The sequence below is a fragment of the Burkholderia puraquae genome (genome assembly GCF_002099195.1).
GTDB classification, from domain to species: Bacteria; Pseudomonadota; Gammaproteobacteria; order Burkholderiales; family Burkholderiaceae; genus Burkholderia; species Burkholderia puraquae.
The window spans coordinates 192,029-204,276 of sequence record NZ_NBYX01000005.1; the positions used below are offsets into that span (position 1 = coordinate 192,029).

General features: G+C 68.7%; 7 protein-coding genes. 5 read left to right on the plus strand and 2 right to left on the minus strand.

Annotation, left to right across the window (positions count from 1 at the left end):
• Nucleotide 1: 1 nt before the first annotated feature.
• Nucleotides 2-1,234, minus strand: coding sequence for a succinyldiaminopimelate transaminase (gene dapC / locus B7G54_RS12315; protein ID WP_085039348.1), 1,233 nt, complete (start codon nucleotides 1,232-1,234; stop codon nucleotides 2-4).
• Between the two features lie 159 nt (nucleotides 1,235-1,393).
• Here dapC and B7G54_RS12320 point away from each other — a divergent pair, with 159 nt between their 5' ends.
• From B7G54_RS12320 to def, 5 genes are all read left to right on the plus strand, one after another.
• The gene (locus tag B7G54_RS12320; RefSeq protein ID WP_085039349.1) at nucleotides 1,394-2,335 is read left to right on the plus strand and encodes a DMT family transporter; all 942 of its coding nucleotides are present in this window, start codon (nucleotides 1,394-1,396) and stop codon (nucleotides 2,333-2,335) included.
• A 139-nt stretch (nucleotides 2,336-2,474) separates the two neighbouring features.
• Nucleotides 2,475-5,987 (plus strand): chromosome segregation protein SMC, encoded by a 3,513-nt coding sequence (smc, locus tag B7G54_RS12325; protein ID WP_085039545.1) that lies wholly within the window; start codon nucleotides 2,475-2,477, stop codon nucleotides 5,985-5,987.
• Between the two features lie 85 nt (nucleotides 5,988-6,072).
• A complete protein-coding gene (locus B7G54_RS12330; protein ID WP_085039350.1) occupies nucleotides 6,073-7,347 on the plus strand; it encodes a cell division protein ZipA C-terminal FtsZ-binding domain-containing protein in 1,275 nt (424 codons plus the stop codon).
• A gap of 178 nt (nucleotides 7,348-7,525) precedes the next feature.
• The gene (gene ligA / locus B7G54_RS12335) at nucleotides 7,526-9,601 is read left to right on the plus strand and encodes an NAD-dependent DNA ligase LigA (RefSeq protein WP_085039351.1); all 2,076 of its coding nucleotides are present in this window, start codon (nucleotides 7,526-7,528) and stop codon (nucleotides 9,599-9,601) included.
• Nucleotides 9,598-10,131, plus strand: a complete 534-nt coding sequence (gene def, locus B7G54_RS12340) for a peptide deformylase (protein WP_085039352.1) — start codon at nucleotides 9,598-9,600, stop codon at nucleotides 10,129-10,131. Before ligA ends, def begins: the two co-directional genes overlap by 4 nt.
• A gap of 119 nt (nucleotides 10,132-10,250) precedes the next feature.
• Here def and B7G54_RS12345 read toward each other — a convergent pair whose 3' ends face one another.
• Nucleotides 10,251-12,239 (minus strand): pseudouridine synthase, encoded by a 1,989-nt coding sequence (locus B7G54_RS12345; RefSeq protein ID WP_085039353.1) that lies wholly within the window; start codon nucleotides 12,237-12,239, stop codon nucleotides 10,251-10,253.
• Between the last annotated feature and the right edge of the window lie 9 nt (nucleotides 12,240-12,248).

The window sequence follows — 12,248 nt, forward strand, 5'->3', positions numbered from 1 at the left end:
ATTACCGCGCGAGAGACCGGCAGAAATCGACGATGCGTTGCGCGCCCTCGACGCATTCGGGGGTGCCCGCGACGAGCGCGATCCGGATGAAATCGCGGCCCGGATTCGTGCCATGCGCGTCGCGCGCCAGGTACGAGCCGGGCAGAACCGTCACATTATAGTCGGCGTACAGGCGGCGGGCGAACTCGGTGTCCGACAGCCCGGTGCGCGACACGTTGGCCCACAGGTAGAACGCCGCGTCGGGCAGTTTCACGTCGATCACGTCGGCGAGCATCGGCGTGACCGTATTGAACTTCTGCAGGTACAGCGCGCGGTTCTCGCGCACGTGCGCCTCGTCGTTCCACGCGGCGATGCTCGCGTGCTGCCAGACCGGCGACAGCGCCGCGCCGTGGTACGTGCGGTACAACAGGAATTTCTTCAGCAGCGCCGCGTCGCCGGCGACGAAGCCCGAGCGCATGCCCGGCACGTTCGAGCGCTTCGACAGGCTCGACAGCATCACGAGGCGCTCGAAGCCGCGGCCGAGGCGGTGCGCGGCCTCGAGGCCGCCGAGCGGCGGCGCGGCTTCGTCGAAATAGATTTCCGAATAGCACTCGTCGGACGCGATCACGAAACCGTGGCGGTCGGACAGCGCGAACAGTTCGCGCCAGTCGTCGAGCGTCAGCACGGCGCCCGTCGGGTTGCCCGGCGAGCAGACGTACAGCAGTTGCGTGCGCGCCCAGACTGCGTCGGGCACGGACGCGTAGTCGCACGCGAAGTTGCGGGCCGGGTCGCTGTTCGCGAAATAGGGTTCGGCACCGGCCAGCAGCGCCGCGCCTTCGTAAATTTGATAGAAAGGATTCGGACAGAGTACGATCGCCTTCTCGCCCGGTTCGGACGGGCGTGCGTCGATCACGGTCTGCGCAAGCGAGAACAGTGCCTCGCGCGACCCCGATACGGGCAGCACCTGCGTGGCCGGATCGATTGCCGGCAGCCCGTAGCGGCGCTCGAGCCAGTGCGCGATCGACGTGCGCAGCGCGTCCGAGCCGGCGGTGGCCGGGTACGACGCGAGACCGTCGAGCGCGGCCACCACGGCGTCGCGGATCAGCACCGGGGTCGCGTGTTTGGGCTCGCCGATGCCGAAGCTGATCGGTTTGAGGGCGCTGGAGGGCGTCACGTCCTTGAACAGGGCGCGCAGCTTTTCGAAGGGATAGGGCTGGAGCGAGTCGAGTCGAGGGTTCACGGGCGAAGCGGCCATCGCGGCCGGTTGGAGCAATAGAAGCGGCGGGCGCGCCGCGCGGCTGCGAACGGGCGCCGATGGCGCGCGGGTCGCAACGGACGATTATAGCGTGGCGGAATGCGGTCACGGCCCGCCGGAACGGCGGCCGGGCCGGCCGAATAAAGGGTATTGAACCAAATGAATAACGCGGTACGCGGCAGCCTGCCGACGCTGGCCATCCTGATCGGCGCGTCGGTATGGGGCCTGATCTGGTATCCGCTGCGGATCCTTGCGTCGCTCGGCGTGACGGGCACGCTGGCGAGCGCGCTGACGAGCCTCGTCGCGTTCCTGTTCGTGATCGTCGCGCGGCACCGCACGATCGCGACGCTGCGCTGGCACTGGGTGCTGCCCGGCATCGCGGTGACGGCCGGCGTGACGAACCTCGGGTTCGTGTGGGGCACGATCCACGGCGAGGTGCTGCGCGTGATGCTGCTGTTCTACCTGACCCCCGCGTGGACGGCGATCTACGCGCACTTCCTGTTGCGCGAGCGGCTGACCTGGGCCGGCGCGGGGCTCGCGGCGCTGTCGATCGGCGGCGCGATGCTGATGCTGTGGTCGCCGAAGCTCGGCCTGCCGTTGCCGGCCAGCCCGGCCGAATGGGCGGGGCTCGCGGCCGGGTTGAGTTTCGCGATGAGCAACGTGCTCGTGATCAAGGCGAGCCGCGAGCTGCCGGAGATGCGCGCGGAGATGCGCACCGCGACGCTGTTCGGCGGCGCGGCCGTGTTCGGCGCGATCGCGTCGCTGTTCGAGGGGCTGCCGGCGGCGCCGGCGGGCGGCCAGCTCGGCACGGCCGCGCTGATCATCGTCGCGATCGGCGTGACGATGGCGTCGAACAACCTGCTCGTGCAGTACGGGCTGGCGCGCGTGCCGGCGAACCGTGCGTCGATCATCATGCTGTTCGAGATCGTGATCACCGCGCTGTCGGCGTGGGTGTTCGCGAACGAGCTGCCGACCGCGCGCGAATGGGCGGGCGGCGCGTGCATCGTGCTGGCGACGCTGCTGTCGAGCCGGGTCCATCGTGCCGCGCCGGCACCGGACAAACCCGGCGACGGTCGGGACGGCGCACGCGCGATGGTATGATGGAAGCCGTTTGCGGGGCCCAACGCTGTATGCGCGCGGCCCCGCTTTTGAATTCCGGGACGCATCGCGTACATGGGCCGTCCGGCCTCGCGCAGTGCGGCTCCGTCCGTTTCACACCTTCTTCACATCCGATACCGCCGTGCGTCTGAGCTCGATCAAACTCGCTGGCTTCAAATCCTTTGTCGATCCCACGCATTTCCAGGTTCCGGGCCAGCTTGTCGGCGTGGTGGGCCCGAACGGGTGCGGCAAGTCCAACATCATCGACGCCGTGCGCTGGGTGCTCGGCGAGTCGCGCGCTTCCGAGCTGCGCGGCGAGTCGATGCAGGACGTGATCTTCAACGGCTCGACCGCCCGCAAGCCCGGCAGCCGGGCCAGTGTCGAACTGATTTTCGACAACTCCGACGGCCGCGCGGCCGGCCAGTGGGGCCAGTACGGCGAGATCGCCGTGAAGCGCGTGCTCACGCGCGACGGCACGTCGAGTTATTACATCAACAACCTGCCGGCGCGTCGCCGCGACATCCAGGACATCTTCCTCGGCACCGGCCTCGGGCCGCGTGCGTACGCGATCATCGGGCAGGGCATGATCGCGCGAATCATCGAGGCGAAGCCGGAAGAGTTGCGCGTGTTCCTCGAGGAAGCCGCGGGCGTGTCGAAGTACAAGGAACGCCGCCGCGAGACCGAGAACCGGCTGCACGACACGCGCGAGAACCTGACGCGCGTCGAGGACATCGTCCGCGAACTCGGTGCGAACCTCGAGAAGCTCGAGGCGCAGGCCGTTGTCGCGACCAAGTACAAGGAACTCGTCGCCGACGGCGAGGAGAAGCAGCGCCTGTTGTGGCTGCTGCGCAAGAACGAGGCCGCCGGCGAGCAGCAGAAGCAGCAGCGCGCGATCGAACAGGCGCAGATCGACCTCGAGGCGCAGACGGCGAAGCTGCGCGAGGTCGAGGCGCAGCTCGAGACGCTGCGCGTGACGCATTACTCGGCGAGCGACGCGATGCAGGGTGCGCAGGGTTCGCTCTACGAGGCGAACGCCGAGGTGAGCCGCCTCGAGGCCGAGATCAAGTTCATCGTCGAATCGCGCAATCGCGTGCAGGCGCAGATCGCCGCGCTGAATGCCCAGCGCGAGCAATGGCGTGCGCAGGCCGAGAAGGCGCAGGACGAGCTCGAGGACGCCGAAGAGGCGCGCGCGATGGCCGACGAGAAGGCCGCGCTCGCCGAAGACAACGCAGCCGCGAAGCACGACGCGCTGCCGGCGCTCGAAGCGAAATGGCGCGATGCGCAGGCGCAGCTCAACGACGAGCGCGCGCGGATTGCGCAGACCGAACAGTCGCTGAAGCTCGAAGCCGCGCACCAGCGCAACGCCGACCAGCAGCTCCAGCAGCTTCAGCAGCGCCATGAGCGCCTGAAGGGCGAAGCGGGCGGGCTCGATGCGCCGGACGAGGCACAGCTCGAAGAGCTGCGCATGCAGCTGGCCGAGCAGGAAGAGATTCTTGCCGAAGCGCAGGCGCGCCTTGCCGACGCGCAGGAAACGGTGCCGCGCCTCGATGGCGAACGGCGTGCCGCACAGGAGCGCGTGCAGGCCGAAGCCGCGCAGATCCACCAGCTCGAGGCGCGTCTCGCCGCGCTGAAGCAGCTGCAGGAAAACGTGCAGACCGAAGGCAAGGTGCAGCCGTGGCTCGACAAGCACGAGCTCGGTGCGCTGCCGCGTCTGTGGAAGAAGCTGCATGTCGAGGCGGGCTGGGAAGCGGCGCTCGAAGCCGTGCTGCGTGAGCGCCTCGCCGCGCTCGAAGTGTCGAATCTCGACTGGGTCAAGGCTTTTGCCACGGACGCACCGCCCGCGAAGCTCGCGTTCTATGCACCGCCCGCGGCCGGCGAACCGCCCGCGGCCGTGGCCGGTCTGCGTCCGGTGCTGTCGCTCGTGCGCATCGACGATGCGGGCATCCGCGCGGTGCTGAACGACTGGCTCGGCAACGTGTATGTCGCCGACGACGTCGCGCAGGCGCTTGCGACGCGCATGCAACTGCCGGCAGGCGGCGCGTTCGTCGTGAAGGCCGGCCATATCGTCACGCGTGTCGGCGTGCAGCTTTATGCAGCCGATTCGGAGCAGGCCGGGATGCTGGCCCGCCAGCAGGAAATCGAAAACCTGACGCGCCAGGTGCGTGCGCAGGCGCTGCTCGCCGACGAGGCGCGGACGGCCGCCGTGCGTGCGGAAGCCGCGCACACGCAGGCTACGCAGGCGCTCGGCGACGTGCGTGCACAGGCCGAGCGTGCGACGCAGCGCGTGCACGCGCTGCAGATGGATGTGCTGAAGCTTGCCCAGGCGCACGAACGTTACACGCAGCGCAGCACGCAGATCCGCGAGGAACTCGAGGAAATCGGCGCGCAGATCGAAGAGCAGCGTGCGATGCGCGCGGAGTCGGAAGCGAATTTCGAACGTTTCGACGGCGAACTCGCGGAGCTGCAGGCGCGCTTCGAGGACAACCAGCTCGCATTCGAATCGCTCGACGAGTCGCTGACGCAGGCACGTCAGGAAGCACGCGACCTGGAGCGCGGCGCGAACGACGCGCGCTTCGCCGCGCGCAACGCGGTGACCCGGATCGACGAGCTCAAGCGCAGCATCCAGGTCGCGCACGAACAGAGCGAGCGCGTCGCCGCGTCGCTGGAAGACGCACGCGCCGAGCTCGAGACGATCAACGAGCAGACCGCGCACACGGGCCTGCAGGACGCGCTCGAGATTCGCGCAGTGAAGGAAGAGGCGCTGCAGGCCGCGCGGATCGAACTCGACGACCTGACCGCGAAGCTGCGCGCGTCGGACGAGCAGCGGCTCGTTGCCGAGCGTTCGCTGCAGCCGCTGCGCGACCGCATCACCGAATTGCAGTTGAAGGAGCAGGCGGCACGCCTGTCGGTCGAGCAGTTCGCCGAGCAATTGACGACGGCCGAGGTCGACGAGGAAGCGCTGCGCGAGAAGCTGACGCCGGACCTGAAACCGTCGTACCTGCAGGGCGAGGTCACGCGCCTGAACAACGCGATCAACGCGCTCGGCCCGGTGAACATGGCCGCGCTCGACGAGCTGAAGGCCGCGAGCGAGCGCAAGGTGTTCCTCGACGCGCAGTCGGCCGACCTGATCGACGCAATCACGACGCTCGAGGACGCGATCCACAAGATCGACCAGGAAACCCGCACGCTGCTGCAGGGCACCTTCGACGAGGTCAACCGCCACTTCAGCGACCTGTTTCCGCGCCTGTTCGGCGGCGGCCAGGCGAAGCTGATCATGACGGGCGACGAAATCCTCGATGCCGGCGTGCAGGTGATGGCGCAGCCGCCCGGCAAGAAGAACGCGACGATTCACCTGCTGTCGGGCGGCGAGAAGGCGCTGACCGCGACCGCACTGGTGTTCGCGATGTTCCAGCTGAACCCGGCGCCGTTCTGTCTGCTCGACGAGGTCGACGCGCCGCTCGATGACGCGAACACCGAGCGTTTCGCGAATCTCGTGCGCGCGATGTCCGACAAGACGCAGTTCCTGTTCATCTCGCACAACAAGATCGCGATGGAAATGGCGCAGCAGCTGATCGGCGTGACGATGCAGGAGCAGGGCGTGTCGCGGATCGTCGCGGTGGACATGGAAACCGCAGCGGGTTTTGCCCAGAATTGACGTTTGACGAAACCGGACCGCGTTCGCGCGGCGCATGGGCGCCCGTTCGCGGTTCCGACGAACAAGAATTGCTGATGGAGCGTGCATGGACGAGTTGACACTCGGTTTGATCGGCGCGGGCGCCGTCGTGGTGGGCGGCGTCGTGGTCTACAACGCATGGCAGGGCGCGAAGGTGCGGCGCAGGATGCCGCGTCCGATGCCGGAGGAAGCGGCCGAGGCGATGAACCGCCCGGAGCGCGACGAAGAGTTGCCGTTCATCGAGCCGGTGCGTCAGCCGGTGCGCCGCGAGCCCGCGGCACCGGCCGCCGCGGCCGGCACGCCGGCCGAAGTCGCGCGCGTCGAGCCGACGTTCGGCGGAGCCGCGCCCGCCGACATGCCGGCCGATCTGCAGGCCGAGGCGACCGGCGTCGATACGCCGACCGAGTCGGTCGAGCCGGTTGCCGGTGAAGCGGCCGCACCGGCCGTCGCGCACGAGGCGACCGCCGACGCTGCCGAGCCGGCCGAACCCGTGCTGCCGGCCGCGACGACGATCTCGTCGGCGCCGCCCGCGATCGTCGATCGCCGGATCGACTGTATCGTGCCGATCCGCCTCGGCGGGTCGCTGCCGGGCGACAAGATCCTGCCGGCCGCGCAGCGGCTGCGTCGGGCGGGCAGCAAGCCTGTGCATATCGAAGGCAAGCCGGAAGGCGGCCAGTGGGAACTGCTGCAGAACGGCGTGCGCTACGAAGAATTGCGCGCGGCCGCGCAGCTCGCGAACCGCAGCGGCGCGCTGAACGAGCTCGAGTTCTCCGAATTCGTGACGGGCGTCCAGCAGTTCGCCGACGCGATCGACGGCGCGCCGGAATTCCCGGACATGATGGAAACAGTCGCGATGGCGCGCGAGCTCGACGCGTTTGCCGCGCAGTGCGACGCGCAGCTGTCGATCAACGTGATGTCGGACGGCGCGCCGTGGTCGGCGAACTACGTGCAGGCGGTCGCGTCGCAGGACGGGCTGCTGCTGTCGCGCGACGGCACGCGTTTCGTGAAGCTCGACGCGAAGCAGAACCCCGTGTTCATGCTGCAGTTCGGCGATACGAACTTCCTGCGTGACGACCTCACGTACAAGGGCGGCAACATGATCACGCTGGTGCTCGACGTGCCGGTCGCCGAAGAGGACATCCTGCCGTTCCGGCTGATGTGCGACTACGCGAAGTCGCTGTCCGAACGGATCGGCGCACGCGTGGTCGACGATTCGCGCCGGCCGCTGCCGGAGTCGACGCTGCTGGCGATCGAGCAGCAGTTGATGAAGCTCTACGCGAAGCTCGAGGAAGCCGGCATCCCGGCCGGTTCGCCGGTCACGCGCCGCCTCTTCAGCCAGTAACGCGAACGGCCGAACGGACGGACGGCGGGCAGGCTTGGGTGCCGCCGTTCGTCGCTGCAGCGCACACCTCGCTGTTTGCGCTGCAGCACGCGCATCGGGCGTGCATTGCACGCCCCGCTGCGGCGTCAAACTGAGATAATCGGGCATCCGATTTTCCCAGAACGAATCTGCTGCCAGCATGGCCCGAACCCAAGCCGAACCGCCAGCCAGCCAGCCCGACGCGCGCGCCGCGTGGCTGCGCGACCAACTCGAGCGGGCGAACTACGCCTATTACGTACTCGACCAGCCGGATCTGCCCGACGCCGAATACGACCGACTGTTCCGCGAACTGCAACAGCTCGAAACCGACCATCCCGAACTCGTGACGCCCGATTCGCCGACGCAGCGCGTGGGTGGCGAGGCGGCCGGCGGCTTCACGCCCGTCGTCCATGACGCGCCGATGCTGTCGCTGAACAACGGCTTCGCCGACGAGGACATCGCCGCGTTCGACAAGCGTGTCGCCGACGCGCTCGACAAGACGACCGATCTCGCCGGCTCGGTGACGGAGCCCGTCGAATACGCGTGCGAACTGAAGTTCGACGGCCTCGCGATCTCGCTGCGTTACGAGCAGGGCGTGTTCGTGCAGGCGTCGACGCGCGGCGACGGGACGACGGGCGAGGACGTGACCGAGAACGTGCGCACGATCCGCTCGATTCCGCTGAAGCTGAAGGGCACGAACGTGCCGGCCGTGCTCGACGTGCGCGGCGAGGTGCTGATGTTCAAGCGCGATTTCGCACGCCTGAACGAACGCCAGCGTGCGGCCGAGCAGCGCGAATTCGCGAACCCGCGCAACGCGGCGGCCGGCAGCCTGCGCCAGCTCGACTCGAAGATCACCGCGCAGCGTCCGCTGTCGTTCTTCGCGTACGGGATCGGCGTGCTCGACGGGATGCCGATGCCCGATACGCACAGCGCGCTGCTCGACTGGTACGAGTCGCTGGGCCTGCCCGTGAATCGCGAGCGCGCGGTCGTGCATGGCGCTGAAGGCTTGCTCGGTTTCTTCCGCAAGATTGGCGAGAAGCGCGAGTCGCTGCCGTACGACATCGACGGTGTCGTCTACAAGGTCAACCGGCGCGACGAGCAGGAGCGCCTCGGCTTCGTGTCGCGTGCGCCGCGCTTTGCGCTCGCGCACAAGTTCCCCGCGCAGGAAGCGCTGACGACGCTCGTCGCGATCGACGTGCAGGTCGGCCGTACGGGCGCGATCACGCCGGTTGCGCGCCTCGAGCCCGTGTTCGTCGGCGGCGCGACCGTGACGAACGCGACGCTGCACAACGAGGACGAGGTGCGCCGCAAGGACATCCGGATCGGCGATACCGTGATCGTGCGCCGCGCGGGCGACGTGATCCCCGAGGTGGTGGGCGCGCTGCTCGACCGGCGCCCGGCCGAGGCGGCCGAATTCGTGATGCCGACCGAATGCCCGGTGTGCGGCTCGAAGATCGAGCGCCTGCCGGACGAGGCGATCGCGCGCTGCACGGGCGGCCTGTTCTGCCCGGCGCAGCGCAAGCAGGCGCTGTGGCACTTCGCGCAGCGCCGCGCGCTCGACATCGACGGGCTCGGCGAGAAGATCATCGACCAGCTCGTCGAGCTGAATCTCGTGCGTACGCCGGCCGACCTGTTCAATCTCGGCTTTGCGACGCTCGCCGAGCTCGACCGCTTCGCCGAGAAGTCCGCGCAGAATCTGCTCGACTCGCTCGAGAAGGCGAAGCACACGACGCTCGCGCGCTTCATCTACGCGCTCGGCATCCGTCACGTGGGCGAATCGACCGCGAAGGATCTCGCGAAGCATTTCGGCTCGCTGACGCCGATCATGGACGCCTCGATCGAGGAACTGCTCGAAGTCAACGACGTCGGGCCGATCGTCGCCGAGTCGCTCCACCAGTTCTTCGCGGAAGAGCACAACCGGACCGTGATCGAGCAGTTGCGCGCGCCGGGCAAGGTGACGTGGCCGGAAGGGCCGCCCGCGCCGAAGGCGCCGCAGGGCGTGCTGGCCGGCAAGACGGTCGTGCTGACGGGCACGCTGCCGACGCTCACGCGCGATGCCGCGAAGGAAATGCTCGAAGCGGCGGGCGCGAAGGTGGCCGGTTCGGTATCGAAGAAGACGGATTACGTGGTCGCGGGCGCCGAAGCCGGCAGCAAGCTCGCGAAGGCCGAGGAACTCGGCATCCCCGTGCTGGACGAAGACGGCCTGCACCAACTCCTGGAGGGCAATACGCCATGATTCGCGAGATCCTGAAGATGGGCGATCCGCGCCTGCTCGAAGTCGCGAAGCCGGTCGAGCGGTTCGATACCCCCGAACTGCACGAGATCGTCGCTGACATGTTCGAGACGATGCACCATGCGAACGGCGCAGGGCTGGCCGCGCCGCAGATCGGCATCGGGCAGCAGATCATCATCTTTGGCTTTGGCAACAACAACCGTTACCCGGACGCGCCGCCGGTACCCGAGACCGTGTTGATCAACCCGAAGGTCGAATACATGCCGCCGGACATGGAAGAGGGCTGGGAGGGCTGCCTGTCGGTGCCGGGCATGCGCGGCGTCGTCAGTCGCTACGCGAAGGTGCGCTACAGCGGCTTCGACCAGTTCGGCGAGAAGATCGATCGCGTTGCCGACGGGTTCCACGCGCGTGTGGTCCAGCACGAATTCGATCACCTGATCGGCAAGCTGTATCCGATGCGGATCACCGATTTCACGCGCTTCGGTTTCACGGAAGTGCTGTTCCCGGGGCTCGATCCGGCATCCGACGACTGATCCGCAGGCGAAGCGGCCGGCAAGCCGACGCGCCGTATCGCGAGATCCCGTCCACCGGAAACAAAAAAGCCCGCGCAAGCGGGCTTTTTCATTGCATGGCGCAGGTGGCGCGCCCGCAGTCAGAACGTCTCGTCGGCCGACAGATAGCGCCATTGGCCTTGCGGCAGCGCGCCGAGCATCACGCGGCCCATCCGTACGCGCTTCAGGCCGATCACGTCGAGGCCCACCAGTTCGCACATGCGGCGGATCTGGCGCTTCTTGCCTTCGCGCAGCACGAAGCGCAGCTGCTCGCCGTTCTGCCAGCTCACCATCGCGGGCTTCAGCGCGACGCCGTCGAGTTCGAGGCCGTGGCGCAGCTTTGCGAGCGATTCCGCGGGGAAGTGCTGGTCGATGTCGATGAGCCGCTCGCCGAAGCGCACGCGCACCAGGTACTCCTTGTCGATATCCGACTGTTCGCCGATCAGCTGCTTCGCGATCACGCCGTTCTGCGTCAGCACGAGCAGGCCGGTCGAATCGATGTCCAGGCGGCCGGCCGGTGCGAGTGCGTGCAGGTGCTGCGGCGAGAAACGCACCGGCGAATGGTCGCCGCTCCAGCGGTTCGCGCGCGTGATCAGCACGGCCGCGGGCTCGTAGCCGTCTTCCGCCTGGCCCGACACATAGCCGACCGGCTTGTGCAGCAGGATCGTCACTTGCGCGGCCTGTGCGGCGCTCGCCCGTTCGTCGATCTCGATCTTCTGGTCAGCGCGGACCTTGGTGCCGAGCGTGTCGATGCGTTCGCCGTCGACGAGTACCCAGCCCTTTTCGATCCATTCGTCGGCTTCGCGACGCGAGCACATGCCGAGTTCGGACATCCGTTTCGACAGGCGCATCAGGCCCGTTTCATCGCCGTAGTCGACGTCGGCCGCCTGGCGCTTGACGGGTTGTGCGGTCTTCGGGCCCGCGCCGGACGAGCGGCGCTCGGCGCTGCCACGCTCGCCGTCGCGGGCGGGGCGAGCAGGTCGATCGCCGAAGCTGCGCTTCGCGCCTTCGCCGGCGGCCTTGTCGCGATACGGTGCGCGTGCGCCACCTTCGCCGGCACCTGCGCGACGCGGTCGTGCGTCGTCATCGCGGCGGGGCGGGCGATCGGACGACGTGCGACGGTCGCCGAAGCTGCGCTTCGCACCTTCGCCGGCAGCCTTGTCGCGATACGGTGCGCGTGCGCCACCTTCGCCGGCACCTGCGCGACGCGGACGTGCGTCGTCATCGCGGCGGGGCGGGCGATCCGAGGACGTACGGCGGTCGCCGAAGCTGCGCTTTGCGCCTTCGCCGGCTGCGTTGTCACGATAGGGTGCGCGTGCGCCACCTTCGCTGGTACCTGCACGGCGCGGACGTGCGTCGTCGTCGCTGCGGCGAGCCGGGCGATCCGACGACGTGCGGCGGTCGCCGAAGCTGCGCTTCGCGCCTTCGCCGGCTGCGTTGTCACGATAGGGTGCGCGTGCGCCGCCTTCGCCGGCACCTGCACGGCGCGAACGCGCGTCGTCATCACGGCGGGGCGGGCGATCCGACGACGTGCGGCGGTCGCCGAAGCTGCGCTTCGCACCTTCGCCGGCTGCGTTGTCGCGATACGGTGCGCGTGCGCCGCCTTCGCCGGCACTTGTACGGCGCGGGCGGGCATCGTCATCACGGCGGGGCGGGCGATCCGACGACGTGCGGCGATCGCCGAAGCTGCGCTTCGCGCCTTCGCCGGCGGCCTTGTCGCGATACGGCGCACGTGCGCCGCCTTCGCCGGCACCTGCGCGACGCGGCCGCGCATCGTCGTCGCGACGGGGCGGACGCGCGTCGGGTTTGCCGTCAGCGCCGCGATAGCTGCGTTCGGCACCGCCGTCACGCGGCGCACGCTTGGCGGGTGCGCGATCCGCACCCGGGCGTTCGGCGCCCGCGGCAGCGCGCGGCTTGAACGTGCGTTCGCCGGCGGCGGCCGGGGCCGCCTGCTTCGGGCGGGCCGGCTTGTCCCCTGCGGGCGGCGCAGCGGGGCGTACCGCCTTGCGGGCGACGTGGCTGCCGGAGCGGACAGGGGCGCGGGTCGGCGACGCCGGCTTCGGATTCTTGACGGTTAATTTGGTGCGCATAAACGCTGG